Genomic DNA, 25,029 nt, shown 5'->3' with positions numbered 1-25,029 from the left:
AATGGCTTAGCAATAGTCAAGTCTTCTTCTTTACGCAGCAGCGTTGATTGTTTCACGACCGAGATAGACCTCAATGACTTTAGGGTTAGCTTGAATATTTTCGATTGAACCTTCTGCTAAGACCATTCCCTGGTGTAGCACTACAATACGTTTCGCTATTTGTTTAACAAATTCCATATCATGCTCAATTACCACAACGGAATGAGATTTCGAAATGCTTTTAATGATTTCACCCGTCATATAGGTTTCGTCTCCAGTCATGCCTGCTGTCGGTTCATCCAACAGAACAATGGACGGGTCTTGAGCCAAAACCATGGCAATTTCAACCCATTGCTTTTGACCATGGGATAGGGAAGAAACCAGTTCAAATGCTTTATCGACTAAACCCGTTCGTTCTAAAGCATCATGAATCTTACCTTTTTTCGTTTGAGTCAATTTGGCTGTGATCGAAGCGAAAATCCCATGAGTTCCCTTGAGGGCTAATAAAATATTCTCAAAAACAGTTAGTTCGTTATAGACATTGGGATTTTGAAACTTCCGGCCAATGCCCATACGTGCAACTTCATGGGGAAGCTTATTGGTAATCTCTTTACCTTGATAGCGGATATGTCCCGAAGAAACGGGAGACTTACTAACAATCGCATCGAGAAGTGTGCTTTTCCCTGCACCATTAGGGCCAATAATCGTAACAATTTCACGATCAAAAACCTTTAAATTCACACCACTCAAGGCTTTAAAGCCTGAAAAAGTTACATTTAAATCTTGAACCGATAACACAGCATCCATATAATCCAACCCTCATTCCAATAAGATCTACTTCTTCGTCAATACAGTTACAGGTAATGGCTTTGGCTTCGATAAGTTTTTCAGTGAAGCTCTTTTGGGTAACAGACTCATCAATCCGTTGGGTAGGAATAGAACAACAACTAATAATAAAATCCCAACAACAAGTTGCCAGTCTTGAGTCACCTTTTCTGCATAGTTTTGCACTTGTCCCAATAGAATCGCAGCAATCAACGGTCCCACCAAGGTTCCTCTCCCACCGATAGCGACCCAAATGACAACTTGAGTTCCAAACGCAACTGCCAGGTATACCGGAGAAATAAATCGATTTAAAGGTACAAATAGACCACCAGCCATACCTGCGATCGCAGCCGAAAGGGTCCAGATAAAAATCTTAAATTGGGCCACATCATATCCCAAGAAAGAAATACGCTGTTCATTCTCATTAATCGAGCGCAAAATGAGGCCAAAATTAGATTGGGTAAGGGACCAGCTTAAAGCGATTACAAAGGCCGCATAGGCCAAAATCAAGAAATAGAGCCCTAATGCTGTCAGTTGCACCCCAAATAATCTCAAGCTGCTAACATCAGTGATCCCATTTGTCCCGCCGGTATAGGCCTGCTGACTCACAAAAAAAGTGGTTAAGGCTGATGAGATAGCGATAGTAATGATGGTGATGTAGACACCACTTACTTTTGAACGAAAAATAAAATACCCAATAATATAGGCAAATAATGCTGGCACAGCAATCGTTGCCACCAAAGCAACCGGAAAATATTTTAACGGGGCGATAAACCAGGGCAATTTTTCTAAGCCATTCCAGACCATAAAGTCCGGCAATTCTCCACCATAGGTATTCGAAGCCGCAGAAAGGTTCAGTTTGAGATAATAGGCGGAAGCATATCCTCCCAAAGTAAAAAATACCCCATGGGCAAAGCTCAAAATACCAGTAAATCCCCAAACTAGATCTAGGGAAACGCCTAAGGTCCCAAATAGCAACAGCTTAGACATCAAGGACAGTTGAAAGCTATTGATAGTAAAAGGCAATATGATAAAAACTAATAATGAGATACCACTAACAATAACTAATTTATGGGGAACAGTTGACTGTTTATACCCCATAACGATATTCGTCATAACCAAACCTCTAAAAGATCAGCTAGTCGTACAGAATTAAACCTGAGAATCACACCCGCTTCTGTACGGTGAATAAACCTTCTGGACGATAACGAATTAGAATAATTACGGCTCCTAAAACGATGACTCTAGCGAGAGGATCATTAAGCATAAAAGCGATGATTGCATTAGCCTCGCCAATCAGTAAAGAGCCAGCCAAAATCCCAATTAGCTTGTCTACACCCCCAGTCACCACCACCATCCAGGCATCCACTAAATAATCTTGGCCCATGGGAGGGGCCACAGATTTTAAGGCTGAAATAACAGAACCAGCCACTCCAGCTAAACCACAGCCATAGGCAAAAGTTCCCATATCCACTAGTTTGGTATTAACTCCCAAACACTTAGCCATATCTCGATTTTGGGTGACAGCTCTAATCTGCCTTCCCCAAGACGTTCCATAAAATAGATATAAGGTAAGCCCTAAGAGTGCAAGGGCGACTCCAACAATAAAAAGACGGTAGTAGGAAATAGCAACTACTGCAGCACCACTGTCATCTGAGACTAGGGGTAAATTTCCAGATAAATAGGCCGGAGCTTTTACATACTTTAGTTGAGCTGTAAAAATAAGCTTTACAACCCCTTGCAACACAATACTCAACCCCCAAGTGGCTAATAAAGTTTCTAATGGGTGACCATACAATCGACGAATAATTGTAATTTCTACAACTGCACCAATGAATGCAGTAATCAGAAAAGCCAAAGGGATAGTCATGAGAAGATCTAAATCAAAGGCATCTTGAAACACAAACGTTACATATGCCCCTAACATAATGAACTCACCATGAGCCAAATTAATGATTCGCATAACCCCAAAGGTGATAGCTAATCCCAACCCCGTTAGCAGCAAAATCCCGACGATTCCAATGCCATTGAGGGCTTGATTCAACAAGGTTAAAATATCAAAACCTTCATTAGAGGCGGCTGCTTCCTGAGCGATTAAAACATGAGGAGTCGAGAATAGAGTGGGAAAAGTATAGTCCAACATAGGCTCAATCCAATAGGCCGAAAAAAGAAAAGGATTTTTGTTGAGTGAATCTAAACAAAAGCCACCGACTAGCAAAACAGAAAAATAGATCCACTGTGTCGTTTCGATCAACTAAAAATCTGCTATTCGATCTTTAAGAGAGATACTTAGGTTCTAAATCTTTTCCAGTCTCAACCGTCGGATCTACCCGAGTATCAGGGGTGGGATGGACACAAGTTCTCCCCTTGTAGAGTGTCTGGCTCCAAGCAATTGGTTTCACTGCCGCATCGGTAGAAAAGACGATTTCAGCTTGGCCATCCTCTTTCCACTTGCCAATTCTGGAATAAAGATAGGTATGGTAATTTTCAGGATCTATTTTGACTCGCCCTTGAGGTGCATTGAATTCCTGTCCTCTAGTAGCCTCCCGGATGGTCCCTGTATTCAGTTCTCCACCCTCATCAAAAACCTTCTTCATCGCCTGAGCCATAAAGAAGGTCTGTAAGTAAGCTGCTTCCATCACACCGTTAGTGACACGGTTACCTCCAAACATCTCTTGAAATTGTTTAACAAAAAGCTTATTTTCTGGCGTATCAACCGTTTGGAAATAGTTGAAACTCGTATAGTGACCCGATGAGTATTCGGGTCCCATGGCCTGGATTTCTTCCTCAGTAGTGGGATAAGCCATAATCGGAATTTTATCTGAAGTAATCCCCGCGTCCTTAAACTGCCGATAGAAAGCTGGAATACTATCTCCAACCAGGTTACTTAAAACAAAATCGGGCTTGGCTGCCTTGATTTTGTTGATAATCGTAATAAATTCTGTCGTACCAAGGGCTGCATATTCATCTCCTACGACCTTCCCACCAATTTTTTCAAGTTCTGCTTTGGCAATACGGTTACTCTCTTTGGGGTAGATATAGTCAGAGCCAATAAAGAATCCTTTTGAACCAAAGTTTTTGTGACAATAGGGAATAGAATCTGTGATTTGCTGGTTTGGAGCTGCGCCCGTATAAAAGACATTTGAACTACATTCATTTCCTTCGTAATAGACCGGGTAGTAAAGAATGGCATCCTTGTCTTCAAAAACAGGCAAGACAGATTTTCGGCTTGCAGATGTATAGCACCCCAGAATGCATACCACCTTATCTTCCTCGATGAGGCGTTTAGACATTTGATTATACAAATCCCAATTCGAGTCTGGATTGACGACAACCTTTTGAATCTTACGACCGCCAATCCCTTCACCATTCCCTTCCCAAGGGCCAGTGCCAGTATTTATTTGTTCAATGGCTAAGAACGTTGCATCTTGTAGAGATTTTTCCACAATAGCAATTGTGCCAGTTGTGGAATACATAACACCAACCTTAATGGGATTCTCACCTAAATCAACAGAACTCTGTGTAGAAGACCCATTTGAGCATGCAGCTACTATTCCTGAGCCAACCGCTAATGAGCTGTATTGAATAAACTTTCGCCGACTGATTCCTGCAGAGGAAGATTGGGGTTTTGTCATAGTTTTAATTAACCAGAACAGGCATAAAATACAAAAATATTCCAGAGAAAATATCTTGTTTGAAATGGACTAGCCAAATATTCCAATTAACGATCGAAATCTAGCTGCCGTTAAAGCTACCTTTCGGTGATATTTCTCTTTGAGCATCAATTCCTTACAGCACATACCTCACCGACTTAAGTTAATAAGAAAGAACTTATGCACTGAACAGATGAAAAGCTGTTAGTAAAAGATTACTGCAGTTTTAAATTGATTTTGTAACCTTGAATACCAAGAAATTATGAATCCCAAAAATCTAGAGTTCTTAATATATGAAAATTATGCATTTGTCATGAATTTATCACTTACTTAAAAGCCTTCTAGCTAGATAGGAGTAGGTATATCACCTGCGAGTAAATAGCATCTAGAGATATAGAGAAGTCCTTATTTTCACGCATTATTGACTTTAGCAATAGTGGCATTGGTCAAAACAATAGGCAGTCTAAAATTTTAGCGTTGTCGATAGATTATTATTGTCAATCAAACAAGTGATTAATTCCAGAAAAGTCATTATGTCGATTTCATTCTAAATGTATAAAATGACACAATTCGCACGTTTACATAAGTTTTTTATCCTGTGAATTTCAATAAATTAGGAGAGTCTGATGGCATTCCATGGTGATATTTCTTCTAGTCATGATTCTGTCGGTGTTGCTGTAGTGAACTACAAAATGCCAAGGTTACATACCCAGAATGAGGTATTAGCTAATTGCAATAACATAGCCGAGGTCATAGATGGGATGAAGTTGGGACTACCGGGTTTGGACCTGGTTATTTTCCCTGAGTATTCTACCCATGGCATTATGTATGATGCTCAAGAAATGATGGATACTGCTTCTCTTATCCCTGGCGTAGAAACAGATATTTTTGCTGCAGCCTGTGTTCGTAATAAGGTGTGGGGAGTGTTTTCCCTCACGGGTGAGCGCCATGAACAACACCCCAATAAAGTTCCTTACAACACCCTCATTCTGATGAATGACCAGGGAGAGATTGTTCAAAAGTATCGCAAAATTATGCCTTGGACACCCATTGAGGGATGGTATCCAGGGAACTGTACCTATGTTTCAGAGGGGCCCAAGGGTTTAAAAATAAGTCTGATTATTTGTGATGATGGCAACTATCCTGAAATTTGGCGAGATTGTGTCATGAAGGGTGCAGAGTTAGTCATTCGTTGTCAAGGCTACATGTATCCGGCGAAAGAGCAGCAAATCATTGTTTCGAAGGCAATGGCCTGGATGAACAATACCTACGTGGCGGTTGCCAATGCGGCTGGTTTTGATGGTGTATACAGCTACTTTGGTCATTCTGCGATCGTTGGCTTTGATGGTCGAACCTTAGGTGAATGTGGAGAAGAAGAAAACGGAATTCAGTACGCGGCGTTATCAAAATTTGCTATTCGAGATTTTCGCGAACATGCCCAATCGCAAAATCACCTCTTCAAGTTGCTGCATCGAGGCTATACCGGCCTGATTAATTCAGGGGATGGAGATGAAGGCCTGATGGAATGTCCCTATGATTTCTATCGAGAATGGGTTCTAGATCCTGAAAAAACGAAAAAGAAAGTAGAAGCGTTGACTCGGCCAACCGTAGGAACCCAAGAATGTCCGATTGAAGGCATCCCAAATCAAACTGCCAAAATGCCCGAAGTCAAAGTGAAAAAATCGGAACCAATTTCAGTTAGACAAACTATTCTCTAAGAATAGGTGATGGCGATATCTCAGAATTAATTCATCACAGATCTATTTTAAGGTAGAGATATTGCTTTAAAATATAACGGACATGCAATATTTTTGTGTTACTTAATTTGGACATAAATTAATTATAGATACAGATTGAATTAGTATACTGGCAAACAATATAAATATTTTCTTACTGTATATTTATAGTAGATTCACTCCAGCCTATGTTCTGCGTAGGCCTTTTCTTTGCCTTTCTAAGAATCATGATTCACCTACTAAGATAATATAAGTACTTGAGTCTATGATCATTACTAAGCAAGCTTATTCTCTAGAAATTAAGCTGATTGACTCAAGATTTAGACAATAAACTGAATCCTAAATATTAGTAATTTCTAAATCAATATAGCCCAGCTACTTCAGTAGCTTTCTGCGCACTAAGCTGCAAGTATACATTTTTTAAATACACATATAAATACTTTTATTAATCTTCAGTAGATTGTATCCAAATTAACTTTTAAGAGATATCCACTGCCTTAGCCTAACAATCATATTCATCCTGAAATCAACATTTGGAGAATAGCTCTGTAGATAAATGAATCCCAACTAAGTTTTCGTTCCTGCTAATAATAGGATTGCATCATTATGCCCGAAACTCTTTTCAAAATAGATCTGACTAAACCGATGCATGAACAAGAGGTGCCAGGCCATAATCGATGGCACCCAGATATTCCAGCTGTTGTCTCCGTTAATACAGGAGATGTCTTCAGAATCGAATGTAAAGACTGGACAGATGGACAAATTGGTAACAATGATGATCCAAGTGATATCCGAGATGTTGAGCTTCAGGTCGTTCATGTTCTCAGTGGCCCTATCCATGTAAATGGGGCTGAGCCAGGCGATATTCTTGTGGTGGATTTGCTTGATATTGGTGCCTTGCCTGGAGATGAATGGGGATTTACCGGCATATTTGATCGCAACAATGGCGGCGGTTTTCTGACGGATCATTTTCCGGCAGCCGCTAAAGCTTGTTGGGACTTGGAAGGGATCTTTACCAAAACTCGCCACATCCCTGGTGTTCGATTTGCAGGCATTACCCATCCTGGCCTCATCGGTTGTGCCCCATCTCAAAATCTGTTAAATACCTGGAATCAACGGGAGCAAACATTAGTCGATCAAGGGGAGAGTGAGGGGGGACCGCCCTGGAAACCTAAAATTCCTCCCTATGCAGCGCTTCCCAATCCAAATTATGCCGTGCTGGGGAAGCTAGGCAGTTATGCAGATAAAGGACCAGAGTTTGATCGGGTTGCGTCCGAAGCTGCCCGTACTGTTCCTCCCCGAGAACATGGCGGTAACTGCGATATTAAAAACTTGTCTAAGGGATCTCGCATCTATTTTCCCGTTTATGTCGAAGGGGCCAAGCTTTCCATGGGGGACATTCATTTCTCCCAAGGAGATGGAGAGATCTCTTTCTGTGGGGCGATAGAAATGTCTGGATATATCGATTTACACGTCGATATTATCAAAGGTGGCATGGAAAAATATTCGATGGTCAACCCCATCTTCAAACCCGGTCCAGTTGAACCTCACTATTCCGAATATCTCATCTTTGAAGGGATTTCTGTGGATGAGTTTACGGGAGAGCAATATTACCTTGACGCCCATGTCGCGTATCGACGAGCCTGTTTGAATGCAATTAATTATTTAAAACACTTTGGCTTTACCGGAGAACAAGCTTACTTATTGCTTAGTTGTGCCCCAGTTGAAGGGCGAATCAGTGGCATTGTAGATGTCCCCAATGCCTGCTGTACCCTTGCTTTGCCGACTGCTATTTTTGACCAAGATATCTTACCGGTATAACGGATATCCGTTTAACATCTCTCTACGACGTGCCTTTCTCCTCAACGGTTGAGTGCTGTTATAGTTTGCAGCACTCAATTCTCTTTCGCATAATCTGCAATTTTTTTAATCATGGAGCTGTATATGCCTTTGTATGATTATCGGTGTAGTGATTGTGGTGATTTTGAGCAGTGGCTCCAGATCAGCGATTTAGATTTACCGATTCATTGTTCAAGTTGTAATCAAGTGGCAATTAGACTTATTTCTGCTCCCAATATTAGTTTAAATATGGGCCGTTTTCCGCAACGAGATCAGACACCTAAAGTGGTAACCCGCAAAGAAATGAGTCCTCCTCCCGCCCGATTTCAGCAGGCCAAGGCTGGACGTCCTTGGATGGTCAGCCATGCCCCCGCCCGGTATTAAGCCCTCTCTTCCTGCATACTATTCGACAGGGATAGATAAGGCTGGGGATGCTAGAAAGTACAATTTGGATTTTGCTAGTTGGGTTTGGGGCTGGACAGTTAGCCAAACGCTTGGGAGCACCTGGCCTGATCGGCATGATTTTGGTCGGGTTTCTCCTGGGCCCAGAAGGGTTCAATCGCATTAGTACTGGCATCCTTGCTAAAGCACCTGAGTTACGCCAGTTCGCCGTTATGGTGATTTTGATGCGGGCAGGTTTGGGATTAGACCGAGATAAGCTGCTGCAGCAAGGCAGTGTCGCCCTGCGGTTGGGTTTTTTGCCAGCGATGTGTGAAGCGATCGCAATCACCGTTACCGCAATGGTGCTATTTCAGTTCAACTGGGCGACAGGATTGCTGCTAGGGTGCATCATCAGTGCCGAATCTCCTGCAGTTATTGTCCCCGGCATGTTGCACCTGAAAAATCTGGGATGGGGAGTGGGCAAAGGAATCGCAGATGCCATCTTGACGGGTAGTGCCTTATCGGATGTCCTTGTCCTACTAGTCTTTAGCTTATTGATTAATTTCCTGACTCAGGGACAAAGCAATGGGCTAGCCTTTCTTCCCTTGCAAGTCGTCTTACAAATTGGCGTCGGGGCATTGTTCGGCTATGGCGTTGCCCGATTATTCACACTCCTCTTGACCCAATCTTCCTGGGTAGACACCCAGGTGCAAGAAGTATTAGTTGCGGCCTGCCTTGCTCTGTTATTAGTCGTTGGCACCCACTTTCTACCGATTTATTCTGGCTACTTGGCAGTGATGGCCTTCGGATTTTTCATCATTGAATTTTCTCCACCCCTAGCTCGACGCCTGCGAATTGGGTTTAACGCACTGTGGATCGGTGCCGAAATCATCTTGTTTGTACTCATGGGGGCCAGCATCCAACTACAGATCCTGGGCAAAGCCTTTTGGCCAGGGCTACTATTACTGACCATTGGCATTGTTTTTGGTCGGATGCTGGGGTGGGCCTTATCCACCTACCGAAGCAACTGGAACTGGAAAGAGCGATTGTTTCTCCTACCTGGTAATTCAGCAAAAGCAACGGTTCAAGCAGCCATCGGAGCCGTACCACTCAGTTTGAACCTAGAAGGCGGCGACATTATTCTTGCCGTAGCCGCGCTGTCTATCTTGATCACAGCTCCTCTTGGCGCTTGGGCTATTCCTACCTTTGCACCTAAATTATTGACTCAAGATCCCATTGATCCCACTAAAGTGATGGTTAATCGTAAGACCATCCTGTTAGCCGCAGTGGATACCTCAGACTTAGCGATTCTAGTTTTAACTAAAACGGCCGAAGTTGCTCGCCGCTGTCAAGCTGACGTAATAGTCGTCCATGCCCTCCAGGGAGAACCATCAGCATCGACTCAGGTTTTACAAGCTCATATCAGTCGATTGTTATTAGATGTGCCCCACCAATTTGTGATGATTGCCGGAACGGTATCAGATGTGCTTCTCAAGTCAGCTCAGCAGTATCATGCGGATGAAATCATTATGGGTAAACGGGGCCATCGCCCTTGGCAACAGGTCTTTGTCGGATCGGCTTCTAGAGCCGTATTGGCAACCAGTACTATTCCAGTCATGCTCGTAGAACCCGACCGTTCTCCCACTCAATCTATCAGCTAGCTAAAAAATTTTAGAGGTCAAGCATTTTCGAATCTGTACAACTCTGAGCAAGATCCTAAATGGGTTCTATACTGCTGAATGACTCAAGAGAAATCTTTGATATTTTTCGGGTTATACACCGTTCCAATGGCATAGCTTATGCAGTCAAAATCCTCTCCAGAACATAGCTTTGAGCAAGATAACCTCGCTGATTCTGCGATTTTGAAACTGCGTCAACTAACTCAGTTGAATGTTCAAGCCAATTGGCAAGTATGCTTGGGGGATCTGCCCATAGAGATAGGTCTAGATCCACAGACTTGGCCAACATGGTCACCAGGACAACTCAATGCCAGGGAGCATATTGACTGGTCCCAAGGGCATTTAGTGCTGTGGTTGGGGCAGGTTATCTCAATCCCAAATGATCAGTTTCGCTACCCTCTCGCAGGCTGTAAGCTCAGATTGGCTCTGACTTGGTGGGCAGAAAAAGCCGAAATCTTTGTCAACGGAGAGTTGGTTCAGGCAGGAGATTTATATGACTGTGTGGCTCGGATTGTTCTGAGTTCTGTGGCTCAACCTGGGGAGGAAATTGCAGTTGCCCTTCGACTGGTCAGTCCGGGGCATGATCCGGGGGCGTTAGTGAGATCGCAACTCCTATACGAACCTCCATCTCCTCTCCTGGATCCAGGTAAAGTCGCCGATGAACTAGCGGTCTTACAAGGCTACCTAGCAAAATTTTCACCAGCAGAAATAGCCCATCTAAGTGAAGCTATCGCCACCCTCGATTGGTCCCAGGTTGTTAACCCAAAAGCATTTAGCCACAGTTTGGAGCAACTTCACCAACATCTTTCTCCATGGAAGGCTTGGTTGCAAAAGCGCCAAATCAACTGGATTGGTCATGCCCATTTGGATTTAGCGTGGTTATGGCCCGTGGCCGAAACCTGGGAAGCTGCAGAACGAACTTTCAAGTCGGTGCTGAATTTACAGGCGGATTTTCCTGAACTCATTTTCTGCCATTCTTCCCCAGCTCTATATGCATGGTTTGAGCAAAATCGTCCAGAGTTGTTTACTCAAATTCAAACACAAGTCGGTAAAGGGACGTGGGAGGTAGCTGCCGGGCTATGGGTAGAACCGGAGCTTAATTTAATCAGTGGGGAATCCTTAGTCCGCCAAGTCCTATATGGGCAAAAGTATACCCAAGAAAAATTTGGCTGCATCAGCAAGACAGCATGGCTACCCGATAGTTTTGGATTCTGCTGGCAGCTCCCCCAAATTTTGAAGCAGGGGGGGATTGACTATTTCTTAACCCAGAAATTGCGCTGGAACGATACCACGGAGTTTCCCTATGAGGTGTTTAAGTGGCGATCACCAGACGGGACTGAGATTTTCAGCATTATGATGCCTCCCATTGGGGAACAAATTTACCCGGTCAAGATGGGAACCTATGCCCAGGAATGGGAAGCTTCAACCGGGGTACAAGAATGCCTATGGCTACCTGGGGTAGGAGATCATGGCGGTGGTCCGACTCGCGACATGTTGGAAGTGGCCCGCCAGTGGCAACAATCTCCTCTATTCCCTAAACTACAGCCATCCACGGCTGAACACTTTTGTCAGCAGGTGGAATCTCAGATTCAACAAGTGCCTGTTTGGGACGATGAACTCTACCTAGAATTGCATCGAGGCTGTTATACCAGCCACGCTGACCAGAAACGTTACAACCGAGAGTGTGAAGGGTTGCTGTATGAAGCGGAATTGTGGAATGCGATCGCAACCCTCACCCTCGACCATACTTACCCAAAAGATGACCTAGAACAGGCCTGGAAGAAGGTTTTGTTTAACCAGTTCCACGACATCTTGCCTGGATCCTCAATTCCCCAAGTGTTTGTGGATGCCAATCGAGACTGGGACTCAGCTCAACAAACCGCCACCGAACATTTGCATATCGCGTTAGATGCGATCGCAGGCGCTATCGATGGTCCAGCACCTTCCCCCGATAGCCGATCGGTTGTAGTATTTAACTCCCTCAACTGGCCGCGTTCTGAATTAGTGTGGGTAGAACTGCCCGCCCCGCAGAAACAATGGCAGATTTCCACAATCGAAGGAGAAATACTGCCTAGTCAGCGCCATCCCGACAAACCGAATTTCCTCTGTTTTAGGGCTAACGCACCTATAATTGGTTACCAGCAGTATTGGTTAACGCCCCTAGAGATTGCCCCAACCGATCAACTCGACATTACACCTAAAAATTGGACCTTAGAAAATAACTATTTACAGGTGCAAGTTGACGAGCACACTGGCGAGCTAACCCAAATCTTTGACAAAGTAGCTCAGCGACAGGTGCTGTCTAGTCCAGGTAATCAACTCCAGTTTTTTACCGACAAGGGCCAATATTGGGATGCTTGGAATATTGATCCTGACTACGAAAACAAAAGGCTTCCTGGAGCAACCCTGCAATCTATTGAATGGGTCAGCCAAGGCCCCCTACAGCAACGAGTACGGGTGAAGCATCAGTTTGGTCAATCTCAGTTTTGCCAGGATTACGTGCTGGAGATAGATTCGCCACTGCTTAAAGTTGAAACAACTGTGGACTGGCAGGAAAGCCAAGTGCTCGTTAAAACGGCCTTTCCCCTGACAATCTCATCCGACTTTGCGGCCTACGAAATCCCCTGTGGTGCGATTCAACGGCCCACCTTACCTAATTCTCAACTGGATGCTAAAGAGCAGGCGAAGTGGGAAGTACCTGCTTTGCAATGGGCTGATTTAACAGATACGAATGAACCTGCTTATGGTATCAGCATCTTGAATGACTGTAAGTATGGTTACGATGCTCAGCCGAGCCAACTCAGGTTGACCCTATTACGCAGTCCAAATTGGCCGGATCCAGGTTGCGATCGCGGCCATCACCAATTCACCTATGCCATCTATCCCCATTCAGGATCCTGGCAGACTGCCCGAACAACCCACAAGGGGTATGAACTCAATCGCCCCCTCCGCGCATTAACATCATCTGAACCCAGAACTCACGGACTCCCCCCCCAGAAGCAGTTCTTCACCCTTGGGCCAGATAATTTAGTGCTGATGGCTTTGAAAATATCAGAGGATGACCCCAATCAATGGATCTTGCGGTGCTACGAATGCCATGGTCAAGACGCCACAACGGCGATCAGTAACAATCTGCAACTCAAATTGAGCCAGCCCGTTGATTTATTAGAAAAAGAAACCAATCAGGAAAGCCCTAGGGAGATTCAACCCTGGAAAATTCAAACATGGATATATGGCAGTTGCCCTAGTGAGTAGGCCGTCACACTAGCAACTGATTTCGGGTTTTTATCCAGTTGACCTGAAATATTGACCATTTTTGTCCTTTTCAATGGGCAGCTCTTTCCACTGACATCCCGTATGTAGAAACTTCAAAATGTAGTTGAAAATGACATCTGCACCTGACTGCCTGACACATCTCTGAAAGCCTTTTCCTCGTATGGGTTTGCACTGTAAGAATAGCAACGTTGCCCCCTAAGGCAAGAGAGTTGGTAGTACGGTTAGGTTGCGTTTGACGTGCGAACAATGCCAAAATTTAGCCTTATACACCCTGCTATTCAGCATCCAAAAGCCACGTATCTAAAGGCTTTGAGGCACTTATGTCAGGCAGTCAGCATCTGCACTCCTAATCGAACGTCAAACTAAAGGCTGGAGCTATTTTAGCCTGTGTCGATGTAAAGCTATATAGAAAAAGGGTTTTAGATAATTCTAGTCATGAAATAAAACCCAAAACGAGTTGTTCGTTTTGAGGTGCATTGAGCACTGCTCCCAGGAGTATTTGAGGGCAAGTTTAACTGCCTTGGGAAAAATTAAAGCCTAGGCGCTTGCCGCCATCGAAAATCTTACTTTTTCTATCCCTTGAATCATCTGTAAGGAAAATTGAGCGGCTGTAAAATCATCGACTGACTGCGCCTGTTCTTCTAATTTAGTTTTCATCCCATTTGCCAAATTCGTAATATTGATAACGCTTTTCTGGTTAATCATCGGGAGTTGCTTATCTTCTGCGGGAATGAGATGAATATTCCAGTCACTTTGTTCTAAGCCCTCTAGTGTTCTTAACTCTCGCCATACGTTTCCGATCTCATCATGATTGACGCCAAAATTCAGTCCTTCTGGTTTTAGGGAAATATCGACAGTACCAATAACGCCATCAAACAAACAGATAAAAACGTCCTCAGAGAGGCGATCTCGCCGTAATATGGTTAATTTCTGAGTCTCATTCATGGGACTATCCCCCACAATGGACGCGGCGGAGCCCTCTATTTGTAAATCAGGCCAACCCGATACGACGTCTGAGCGGATTAAGCAACCACTGATGCGTTTGGGCTCACCCGCTAGCGGATTATGATCGCGATCCTGTTGGACATCAGCATCTTGGACTCGACCAATACTAAAGGCACCATCCAGCAGCGATTCTACCCAAAACCAATCTAAAGAGAAGAACCGGATGGACTCGTTCGGCAGCATCTGTTCATCGGGGACTAAGTAGTTAAAGGGCACACCCTGGAGCAGTCCGAGGCGCTCAAACCAGGGCTTGATATCGCCCGGAAGCTCAAGGTCCACAGATGTATTCTCACGTTCAGAAAAGAGATGAGGGTAGAGTGCCTGTTGATTATCTTTGGCTAGCTTTTGGGCATTGGCTCGTTTCCAGTTAAACAGGCGGGTGGCGAATTGTTTATCTTGGAGGGCTAATAGTTGACCCAGTTGCCAGGCAGCGGCGTAGGAAATATCAAATAACCCCGTGTTCGGATTGTAGGCAATCAATTGATCGGCATTGCGAATAGCCAGTTGCGATAAGTGGAGTGAGGTCGGATTTTCTCCGGGCAGGAGAGGGCTATGATACCAAGAAAAGGTTTTGCCGCCCTGTCGAAGATAATGAGGAAATGCACGATAGCCTTTGGCTAGATAGGGGTCTGCTGCAAGATTATCCTGGGTTGGGAGTCTTAGGGTATCTTTGCTGAGATTTTTGAGCAATCCAGCAAAATTTTGTTCGGGGTTAGTGCAGGCAAAGCTCCAGCTTTTTAGGGTCACGAGACGGATATACTCGTCATCGGTGGCATTTTGATCATCAAATTTGCCGTTGGCATATCGGTTTTCTAAGGAAACTAAATAGGCCGTGCTTATTCCATCTGGTTTAGGAAGCCGATTGCTAATTACCACCGATAGGGGTTCAGTGCTCTCGGCGTCGCCGGTCACTTGACGGACATGGGCTAAGTATTCTAGATCCTCAGCTGTGGGCAATAGCTCTGACAGCAGCTTTTTGGGGACATCAATGACGGCGACGTTGTCGTCGACTTTTTGGCTAATTTCTAGGTCTACGCCAGGCCATTTGATCGGGCCGCTTGAAGATTGCTGTAATTTACCCAGGGGAATCAGTTTCGTCTTTTCGGATTGCGCTAGGATGACCTCAACTTGCGTTTCCAGTCCTGCAAAATCTCCCGTGAGTTGATCGGACTGACGACGGCTCGGCTCCAGGATCATGGCTTCATCATCGATCGCCTGAATCCAGCCAATCCTTTCTGAAAAAAGATGCTGCCATAGTTGGTCTTTTTGATCAGCGGTTAGCTCAATGTTCTGGGAATCGTAAAGTGGCGTTGCTAAAATCGTGTCTTTCTGAATTGTGCTTAGGAGTGGTTCTCCCTCGTGAATCAGAATCAGGGCTAGCCAAGGTGTCTTTGGGTTATCGGGTTGCGCTAACCTTTCCCACGGTAGCGTGCTACTTTTGAGGGCAATATGCGGCAGGGTATGGGAGTAATCGCCAGAGCTTCCGGCAGGCGGAAAAACTGCATGAATATCAGGTTGGGGTAACGCAAAGCGATTGCCTTGCACCACAAAGGTCAGATGCGAACTAAAGGCATCATTGTCCTTCGCAACTTTGACCGTTTGCTTCACTGAAACTTTGTATTGGCCAGGCTCTAACGCAGTCTGATGGCTTTGAATAAACTGGATTTGCCCCTGGGCGGTTGGGTCGGTAACTTTAGTGCTCATTGTTCAAATTCGCGATGAATGGACTAAACGGTTTCAAGCTGTGGCGCGATAATAAAGGCTCGCTCTCTTCCTTGGGCGGTTTCAAAGTCTGCTAAATCCATCTCGTCAATATCGACCTCCGATATTCCCAAGCTTTGTAGCAATTGAGTTCTGGCAGTTTTGACCGCTTCAGAGGTGATGGTTTTACCGATCGCTTGTTCTCTGGTGTCCTCATCCCCCTCTTCACTGCTTGAAAACACTGAACCTGACTGCCATTGATAGGCATTTGCAACAGATTCGGTGTCGTAGGCGATATTCTTGCGATCAATCGATTGCGTGACGCCAGGCTGGGATGGATTTGCGGGTTGAATGGTATACCCAGACAAAACATTGCTGATCAATCCTTCCCGAGTCGGGTCAGTGGTATTGGATTCTCCCCACAAGCCAGCCGGAATGTTTTTTGCGATCGGAACGCATTCTAAGCCGCTTTCCTGGGGAACCTCGCTCCCGTCTGCTGCGATTTTTGCGAGGGATATACGGTATTTCGATTCTGTAAATGCTTGGTTATTGACATCCATTGAGGCAATGCCAAAAGTCCTCGTTTGAGGTGTTGTCCCAGAGGCAGTCTGCGTTTTAATGGCCACTTTGTCAGGCTCAATCTCTTTAATCGGAATCACAGAGCTGGCCGTCAACGCAAAGTCTTTGGGATTAACGATAAAGCGTTCTGCGTCTCCTTCGCCGATCTGGTGGAGTAGGCCACGTTCAACCGTAAGGGTGCATACGTCTTGATCCGACGGTAAGAAAGATTGCTTAAACTCGGTCCAGTTAAGTGCCGGTGGTTTCTGCTGAGAACGATTGCCAAAGCGAACGGTAAAGGAAACGATTCTAAGACGAACTCTGGCTTTGCCGGAGAACTTGGGTCCCCAAATGTGCAAATCGGCACCGACTTGGATTGAAATTTTTCTGGTCCGCCTGAAAATGCGGAAGCTGTAGGAGGCACCGATACTAACGCCCATCCGCGCATCATAAAAATAGGGCTGCCAAGAGACAATAAAATGGGCGTAGGAAACAAACCACGCTTTAATTCTGCCCGATTTCCAATTGGCTTCTAAGCGTCCACCAGCCATAATCGCGGAGGCGGTGAGCGCAAAGTAAAGACTGCCTTTGACACTTAAGTTTTTGCTAATGCGCCAATTGAGTGCCAGGGGATCGACTCTGGGATAGTGTTCTGGGACCTGGAAACGGGGATGATAACCGCCTACGGTGAGAACAAAGTCTCCTGCATAGGGGCCGGAGAACCAAGTGTAGAAAGCGAAGCCACCGCTGAGTCGGCAATCACGGTCAAACAGATAGGAGTCAGGCAGGATTTTGCCTTCAACCTGAAGGATGCCTTCGGCGGGGGCGAATCGAGCCACGATGGCAAATCGAACTTGGGCGAGGGGGGGGATGCTTTTATTAGGGGGGAGTGGGGGTGAAATAAGGGTGGAAATGCCGAATAAGTCAAGGATGAATTGATCGCCGAAACTAACAACGAGCAGGACGAAGGATTCAATAATCTTGAAAGAGGTGAACTTGATGCCCACCGCCAGCAGAATGCGCCCAACTTTAGGCGGGATGGAGGGACGGAGATCTTGCTGGATGGCGATTAATTCAGCAGGATCGGCAGGGGTGCGGTTGATGGCAGCGCGAACTAGGGGGAACTGAGGAATTTCGTCGAGGGTGGGTGGGATCAGCTGGCGATTGTAAGCGAACCCGAGGGCGAGTCCGGTAATGAAAAAGAAAGGAGGACCCCCGAGGGGTTTATTGAGGATGCCATAGATAAAGAGGGAGGGGTGGCCGTTGAACTTAGTGTAAGAACCGAGGGCCGCGATGGACAAGGTTGTGGTTTTGACGAGGATGGCACCAGAGTATTCGTCTCTGCCGTCAATAGTCGTTCTGAGTAAGGCCCCTGCAATGGAAAGGGTGCCTTTGCTTTCGTAGCTAACGCCGAGGCCCTGGAGCTGGAATTTGGGCTGGAATTTTTTGAGAGGGGAGCCAACGGATAAACCGTCTAGGGTTAGGTTGAGTCCGGCCATGGCGATCGCAGCATCTAAGAGAAACCAGAGGACGTCGTCTTGATATTGGACGCCGATCCTAGCAAAGTACAGCGGCCCAACCTTTTTATTGAGGGCATACCATTGAGTGCCGTCGGTAGCGGGCTCGACGGTGGTGGACTCGATGGTGGTGGACTCGATACTGGTGGATTCGACGGCGGTGGGCGTGGCGGGCGTTGCAGACGCGGTGGACTCGATAGTAGACGGCGGTGGACTGTCGGTGGTGATCGGTAGGGTGAGAACTTGACGGATGTCGCCGAGTTGCAGGTTGGCGCTAACCGTCATGCCTTTCTTGATCGCCGGGATGGATGGCTTGGAGGGGGGACTGTAGGGGATGGGCGTTATGTCATCGGGAAGGAGAGTAAGGAGGGTGTTGAAATCGTCAACCGTTTCGGACGTCAGGTTCTGGGAGGCGAGCAGAAATTGTAAATCATCAATGCCGAGGGTTTTATCGGAGGGAAGATCTTTCCCGACTAGGGGCAGCTGTGTGAAATTGATTGTGGAACTGAGGTTGAGACCAAAGAAGACCTGGGATTTACCCTGGGATTTACTGTAGATAAATAGAGCATCTCGGAGAGTGATTTCTAGCGTAGTAGGAACATAGGCGGCAATGTCGTCAGAAATACCTTCGATAAGACGCTTAACTTTCAGGGCCTCTCTATTGGGATTGTTATAGGCCGCGAGGAGGGTTTTGGCCGTTTTGTCTTGAGTGAAGAGCAGGTTGAACTGTAGATCCCCGACGGTGATGTAGCCGCCAAACGTTTTGAGAAAGGAATTGTCATCTTGGCGGGTAATCTCGATGATGATGGTAATATCCACGGCTTGACCGTCAACCAAAAACTGGGATGCAGCCGTAAATGTAAAGTCTTTGGTCTCACTGTTGAAGGAAACCGCTAGATTTTGAATCGTGAGGTCTTCTATGGCTGCGGGTAAGGGAACGTCACCAAAGATATTGCCTAAATCTTCGGCCAAAGTGGGTTGTCCGTCTTCAGTCGGTTGGGCCACTGGGCCAATCGGGATGGCTTGCCCTTGTCCAGTGCTGCCGTTGAATTGCCACGCATCCCCGTCGTAATCAGCTTCCAGGTTGAGGGCTATGCCTGCGATCGCAAATTCGGCAGCGATTTCACAACTGTAGGCCCCTTGTCCATAAACCTTGAAGCGCAGTGCATTCAGCTCCACATTGCTGATAATTTCCCAGGTTCCAGAAACATCAACCCGCGCGGCGAACGCCTCACTATCCAGATTGAATTCAGTACTCAACTCGTTAATGGTCAGGTCGGGGATGCCATCGGACGGCGCGCCTAAATCGGCTACGAAATCAGCAATTTTGACTGGTGTTTGGGTGTCCAGACCTAAATAAAATTGTTTGCTGGGATAATGGCCGCCACCGAGGAGCGTCATTTGACTGTCTTTGCCCAGAGTGGCTTGAGCATCAATAGACGCCGTGACTATCCTGGCATCCAAGGGCTCATCAACAGAAAAGTTAAATAACAGTCCGTTAAGGGTCAATACATTGTCAATCAGGGTCCAATTTTCCAGATCAAGGGTAAAGCTGACCTGTTCAAGGCTTTTTTCACGTTTGGAAAACTGGAGGTCTAATGTGATGCTGCCCTGGGATTGCAAAGACGGTAAATCGGCAAGATCAGATTCGTCAACAAAGGGAAGGGAATTGTGAGTGTAGGTTCCGGTTGCGGTGATTAGATCGTCATCGCGGGGGAAATCAACATTGATGTCGATGCCTTGCTGACCATCATTGAGATCCAGCGTTCCGATTAGACGAATCTGCGAATCATTCGGTGAGAAATAGAGTGGCGAAGATAGCTCAATAACGGCATCTTTCAAGGTGCCAGGCCCAAATTGAAAGCCCTCTGGCCCTATCGTCAGCAGCAGGGTGAGGACAGGGAATTCGTCTGAAAAGGTGACCTGAGATTGAATCAGAAACTCAGATAGATCGATGCCAATGAAATCAATCAGAGACTCTAGTCCGGGAAGATCAGGGAGGAGTCCACCCCATAGATTTAGGCCATTCTCCGTCGGCAATGTTGGATTGTTTCGGCTAGACCATTCCTGCCAAAATTGCAGTTTATTGACTTCAGCTTGCAAGGTCGGCTCATCTAAGGGCGAAGCCGAATAGATATAGAACCAGAGTGGATCTTGGAGGGTGATAAAACGCAGGAAAAAAGTGTCTGCTGAGTCGCCTGTTTCGGATTCTCCCGGCATCAGGGGAAAACAAGTGCCAAAGTTCCAGTCTTCAATCGGCTGAGCGCAGAGGATCAGTAAAGATTGATCGGCCTTGCTGAACACCTCTATCTGACAGGCAACGTTCAGCAGCGTACCTTTGCCTCGATGAATTTGCGGATCGGTTTCATCTTGTTCTGGTTTTTCAAGTTCGATACTTCGCGTCCAGAAATATTGTTGCAGGTCATCCAGGCAAGCCTCGCTGAGATTGGCTTGATTGAAAACGATGGATGTTGCTGTCGTTGCGTCTGTTGTCATGGGAGGTGCCTTCCCTTGCTTACATTGAGAGGTTGCTTAAACTTGCAAATAGATTGAGACTATTCAGGTATCTTGATCTCTAAAGGTGAGATCAGATCTTTGCGCTCAGCGACATCAGGAGATTGTTGATACGCAGCAAGCTCAAGGAAATTTTCAGCCACGCCTTGAAAAGCTCTGGATGCTGCATTTCGCTCTAGAGCAGTTGCTGTAGCTGGAGTCGGAGCCAGTATTTCTCTTAATAGCGACTCTATAGACTGTTGTGAGACATCACCCAAATCATCAATCTCTTTTTCCCGAGCTTTAAGATATCGTCTTGGTTTGTCTGGTAAAGTTACGTTCCCTGTTTTCTCAGTTATGGCAAGCTTGCCAGCAGCTAAGCACATCCAGTGCATAAACCATCCATCGTGTAGGAAAACGTAGAATTGCCTTCTTAGCAGTTGAACTAGCGAAAGAAACTCAACGTGGTTCTCCACTACAAACGCAGTACTTTTTAATATGCCTTCTTCTTTTATTAAACCGTCCTTTATTAATCTTGATTCCTCCTGCTTTAAATCATTCCATAGAGGTTTCGATTTGGGCATGAAGAAAGCGATCGGGTACTCTATCTCATCCACTCCTGGTCGCCCACCTTCATCACTATGAAAAGCCCGATTGGGAAATTGCCCTTTATCTTTCGCATTCTTACCCAGGTACGTCGCCCGGATTAAAGAGTTGAGCGTCTGAGCTGCGAGAGAAACGAGATCATTTATGTTGCCAAGTTCACGATCCTCTTTCCCATCGAGTTCTTTGTAGGTGCCAATAAATTCAATAAATACGTTTCTAGATTTAGTGATCTCTACCGCATTTTCCTTCGCTTCAACTGGTATAAAAAGACGCTGGATTTTATCGGATTCTGATGGTTTAGACGCGCGCTCCGAAATACGAGTGGTCATCTCAAATGAGGCATTGGGCGTAAATGGCCAGACTGCAAACAAGTCATAGTCGCCTGATACGGCGTTTTTATACAGGTTTGCTTCGTCTCTGTATGCCAGGTACGGACTCTGAATGCCATTAATAGGATAAAACTTTTTCAAGGGTTGAGTGCCGCTAGGCGACATTACAATTGTCGATTGAACTAGATTGTCTAATAAGGATTTTAAGCTTTTATTGATTTCGTCGAGATCGCCTAGATCATCTGGATTTTTTATACTGTTTGAATCTATGGATTTTTCAATACTTTGGTTGTATTTAGTGACATTATCTAAGCTGGTATGAACAGGGTTAGGAGGAACAAAGAAACTGTCTGATCTTTCTTTTAGATAATTGAAGTAATATTTGTCTTCAACTTCATGAATGTAAATATTCCTATGATAGACATCCCATAGCTTAGAATTATCGGTTCTTTTCTTGATTAAGTATTCGACTGCAACTGTTTTATTTTTGTCCTGGGCGATACCGACAATTAAACCATTGTCAATCTGATGATAATCTACACCTTCTTTCCCAAGAAAATCTTCACTATTAGTGAGTTCATTTTTTCGTTTGTCCGATATCGAAAGTGGGAGAAAAAGAGAGTCGGCAACTTTATCTTGCTCCCTTTCCCTTTTTCGTATTTCTTCTAGCCATTTCAAAGAATTTAGATGTTCCTTAAGGTTGTAATCCATCTTGCTAGCACCCGACTTATTCAATGCGGGCAGTTGACAGACAAACCCCGCCATTGGTCCCCAGTTACAGGATTTCCCATGAACATAAAAAGGCTTGAGATTATAGCCTTCATCGATTAGCGTCGTGCAGGCTTTACCCGGTACTCGGCTCCAGATCACACAGTTCAGCTCATCTGCAGCCTTTTGAAATGCCTTTGAAACCTTTGTCGGAAAACCTTCCTTAAGTAGTTCACTGTAGCCAGCCTTAACAGCTTTTGTAGTAGGCAGTGGAAACTTTTTTTTGGATGTTAAGAATTGAATCGGTGCTGTTACTATTTTGAATTTATTTTTTGTCAGCATTATCTTGTTCTCTCGAAGTTTAGTAGTAATCTTGGATGAGCAGGTAATGATCAGCATTCGATACTCATTTCAGACAGGCGATCGCATCTTCTATTCATCACCTATCTCTTCTTTAAACAGAAACGGGTAAACCTGCGATCGCATTTCTGTTTCCATCACTTCTTATTCGCTTGCAGTGAAGAGTAAATAAGAGCGGAATAGGGTGCGAGTGCCTTTGTGTTTTCATTACTCATGACTAATAAAAATTGAAACGAATAAAGTGCGATCGCTGTTATTTTTTGTCTCACAAGCTAAGGCTAGATCAAACTGATTACATCAACCCAATTTTTCCGAATAGCCAGGACGTTAATTTGCCAACCTTTTTCTATTGGCCCCATACTATCTGCCCTAATCTTCCACGTCCCATTGCTTACAAAGGTAAAAACACGTTGTCCTCTGGCTGGCTTGTCAGAACTGGGAACATCTGGCCTAAATCCAGCAATAATTACAACCCAGTGTAGAGCTGAATATTTTGTATCTATTTGGGGGAAATCTCCCCCCGTAAATTTCTTGATTTGAAATGGTTTTGACTCAAATTTGATGTCACCCTGTATTTCTAAATCACCTGAAATCTTTGTATTTCCTTCAACCCTCAACCCATCTAGTCCCGACGAGGGTTTCACATGGAGCTTAGCCTGCGGTTCATCTGTGCCAATACCCACGCAGCCCACCTTACCCGCAGAATCTTCCCGATAGACTAGCGGCCCTTTATGAATAGGAACCGTGATATATCCATCCCAATACCCTGGAATATTTTCAAAGTGAACATATAGATTGGCATAGCCCGATTTCAAGATCGTTTTGAGATTCGTGATCTTGAGTCTGAGCAGCTCTTGGCGACCTGAAACTTGCCATCCCTTTTGGCAGATGTAACTCCATTGGGGGCTGATACCTTGGGTCTCCTTGCCGCCAAATCCCCAATTTTCTTGATTAGATTCAACCGAAATCCTGACCTCATCCGCATCATTGGTATTCAGCAAGGCCCAATCTTGGGGCGCATCAGATTCCGTCGCTGCCACATCAAAGGTAATCGTAAACTTAGTCGCCTGATCTAAGGTTCCTTCGTTCGCTCCTCGACACTTTAAGATGCCTTCTGCGCGCTTGCTATTATCTGGTTTAACGATGATGGAATTCGCGATTTGGGCCTCCGTCGGACTAATTTTTCCGAGCTGAATGTCCTGCAGAGAGAGCACGCTGGTGGAATTTGCGGGAGAGCCTACTTTAGTAATACTAGAGTTTTCTAACGTATTTGATACTTCTTGGGGGGATAGATCAATAAAGGGAACACTCATATTGGGAAGACTTTGAATCGTTAGGGTCAATTCATTCTCCTGCCCATCATTGAGAATCGTATTGGACCCTAAAAACCCGACGTATAGCGGAATTTGTTTCTTCCCCCGCTGATTAACAATATTGAGATACTGCAAACGACTGCCGCTGATGGTTTCATTAGACCCTTGATATAACAGTTGGTCGTACTTGATTTCGACCCGCGTTCCTCGCGATCCGCCCTCGGATGCAGCGCTAATACTCTCCAGCGTTAGGGTCATTCTTTCTCCCTGAGGAATGACCGTCTTTTCTGCCATGCCAAAATAGAGCGTATTCCCTTGGCCCTGCATCGTCCAACCTTCGGCAATCTCCCTTAAGGAAATCGATGAAATATCTACCAATGTTCCGGGTCTAAACGAGACGGCAAAATGATAGATTCTGCCACTGAGCGCAGTATGAGCAATGGGCTGTAATTCCAGATCTCTGCCAGAGGTGTTGACGATCTCAATGCGCAGCGACTGCCTTAGCGCGCCATCATCAATGCCAAGGATATTTTGGCCATCCTCATCCTGCAGGAAAATCTGCAAAAGATCGGGACGAGCAGGAGCCTTAATAAGACCGTTGTTCACTACACTAACCATTGAACGTTCTCCAAATTGAATGATTTGCCCGAAAAGAGCGCAATTAGTTCTTTTGCAACTGGTTCTAATAAAACGGGTGCTTATACAAGCACTTCCAAATTGGCCTGTGCGACAGATGGATTCTGTTCCTGCCTGCGTATTTCATTCGCCTGCACCTGAGCCTCAGCCTGCGCTTTGACTTTATGAATAAGTTGAAAAACCTCGGTATAAGGAAGTCGGCCCAAGGATTCTAGGATTGTGTTGACTTCTTCCAGGGTTAAATTAATACTGATTTGTTCCATTGTTGTCTCCTCAAAGAATCGTAAAAAGCAGCGTTATTCGGTTCCTTCGATCTAGACTTGGCCAGAGCTTATTGCCCCGGCACTTAAATAGACAAGCCTAAAGTAGATCCCCTCTTGGGAGGGGTGCCCGTAGGGCGGGGTGGGTTGGCAGTGAGTAGCGCTAGCGACTGTA

Annotated in this window: 14 protein-coding genes; 5 read left to right on the top strand and 9 right to left on the bottom strand. The window is 45.3% G+C overall.

Features of this window, described 5'->3' with window-relative positions; genetic code table 11:
* Positions 1-30: 30 nt before the first annotated feature.
* The 4 genes from urtD to I1H34_RS13205 form a co-directional block, all read right to left on the bottom strand.
* On the bottom strand, positions 31-786 hold the full coding sequence (gene urtD, locus I1H34_RS13220) for an urea ABC transporter ATP-binding protein UrtD (RefSeq protein ID WP_212666016.1): 756 nt from the start codon (positions 784-786) through the stop codon (positions 31-33).
* A gap of 27 nt (positions 787-813) precedes the next feature.
* Positions 814-1,920: an urea ABC transporter permease subunit UrtC gene (gene urtC / locus I1H34_RS13215; protein ID WP_212666015.1), complete on the bottom strand. Its 1,107-nt coding sequence runs from the start codon at positions 1,918-1,920 to the stop codon at positions 814-816.
* A gap of 49 nt (positions 1,921-1,969) precedes the next feature.
* A complete protein-coding gene (gene urtB / locus I1H34_RS13210; RefSeq protein ID WP_212666014.1) occupies positions 1,970-2,947 on the bottom strand; it encodes an urea ABC transporter permease subunit UrtB in 978 nt (325 codons plus the stop codon).
* A 133-nt stretch (positions 2,948-3,080) separates the two neighbouring features.
* On the bottom strand, positions 3,081-4,439 hold the full coding sequence (locus I1H34_RS13205; RefSeq protein ID WP_212666013.1) for an ABC transporter substrate-binding protein: 1,359 nt from the start codon (positions 4,437-4,439) through the stop codon (positions 3,081-3,083).
* A 644-nt stretch (positions 4,440-5,083) separates the two neighbouring features.
* On the opposite strand from I1H34_RS13205, the gene I1H34_RS13200 reads away from it, so the two are divergent.
* The 5 genes from I1H34_RS13200 (at position 5,084) to I1H34_RS13180 (ending at position 13,347) form a co-directional block, all read left to right on the top strand.
* A complete protein-coding gene (locus tag I1H34_RS13200; RefSeq protein WP_212666012.1) occupies positions 5,084-6,175 on the top strand; it encodes an aliphatic amidase in 1,092 nt (363 codons plus the stop codon).
* A 624-nt stretch (positions 6,176-6,799) separates the two neighbouring features.
* Complete coding sequence (gene fmdA / locus I1H34_RS13195; protein WP_212666011.1) at positions 6,800-8,014, top strand: formamidase; 1,215 nt, start codon at positions 6,800-6,802, stop codon at positions 8,012-8,014.
* Between the two features lie 123 nt (positions 8,015-8,137).
* Positions 8,138-8,416, top strand: a complete 279-nt coding sequence (locus I1H34_RS13190; protein WP_212666010.1) for an FmdB family zinc ribbon protein — start codon at positions 8,138-8,140, stop codon at positions 8,414-8,416.
* Between the two features lie 47 nt (positions 8,417-8,463).
* The gene (locus tag I1H34_RS13185; protein WP_212666009.1) at positions 8,464-10,074 is read left to right on the top strand and encodes a cation:proton antiporter domain-containing protein; all 1,611 of its coding nucleotides are present in this window, start codon (positions 8,464-8,466) and stop codon (positions 10,072-10,074) included.
* A 138-nt stretch (positions 10,075-10,212) separates the two neighbouring features.
* The gene (locus I1H34_RS13180; protein WP_212666008.1) at positions 10,213-13,347 is read left to right on the top strand and encodes an alpha-mannosidase; all 3,135 of its coding nucleotides are present in this window, start codon (positions 10,213-10,215) and stop codon (positions 13,345-13,347) included.
* A gap of 558 nt (positions 13,348-13,905) precedes the next feature.
* Here I1H34_RS13180 and I1H34_RS13175 read toward each other — a convergent pair.
* The 5 genes from I1H34_RS13175 to I1H34_RS13155 all read right to left on the bottom strand — a co-directional run bounded on the left by I1H34_RS13175 (position 13,906) and on the right by I1H34_RS13155 (position 24,857).
* Positions 13,906-16,077, bottom strand: coding sequence for a hypothetical protein (locus tag I1H34_RS13175; protein ID WP_212666007.1), 2,172 nt, complete (start codon positions 16,075-16,077; stop codon positions 13,906-13,908).
* A 23-nt stretch (positions 16,078-16,100) separates the two neighbouring features.
* On the bottom strand, positions 16,101-20,645 hold the full coding sequence (locus I1H34_RS13170; RefSeq protein ID WP_212666006.1) for a DUF6603 domain-containing protein: 4,545 nt from the start codon (positions 20,643-20,645) through the stop codon (positions 16,101-16,103).
* A 59-nt stretch (positions 20,646-20,704) separates the two neighbouring features.
* Positions 20,705-22,627: an anthrax toxin-like adenylyl cyclase domain-containing protein gene (locus I1H34_RS13165; protein WP_212666005.1), complete on the bottom strand. Its 1,923-nt coding sequence runs from the start codon at positions 22,625-22,627 to the stop codon at positions 20,705-20,707.
* Positions 22,628-22,923: 296 nt separating this feature from the next.
* Positions 22,924-24,564, bottom strand: coding sequence for a hypothetical protein (locus I1H34_RS13160; protein WP_212666004.1), 1,641 nt, complete (start codon positions 24,562-24,564; stop codon positions 22,924-22,926).
* Between the two features lie 92 nt (positions 24,565-24,656).
* Positions 24,657-24,857 (bottom strand): hypothetical protein, encoded by a 201-nt coding sequence (locus tag I1H34_RS13155; RefSeq protein WP_212666003.1) that lies wholly within the window; start codon positions 24,855-24,857, stop codon positions 24,657-24,659.
* Between the last annotated feature and the right edge of the window lie 172 nt (positions 24,858-25,029).

It is taken from the genome of Acaryochloris marina S15, assembly GCF_018336915.1.
GTDB classification, from domain to species: domain Bacteria; phylum Cyanobacteriota; class Cyanobacteriia; order Thermosynechococcales; family Thermosynechococcaceae; genus Acaryochloris; species Acaryochloris marina_A.
Note: the sequence above shows the minus strand (reverse complement) of the source record. Positions and strands in the feature narration are given on the sequence as shown.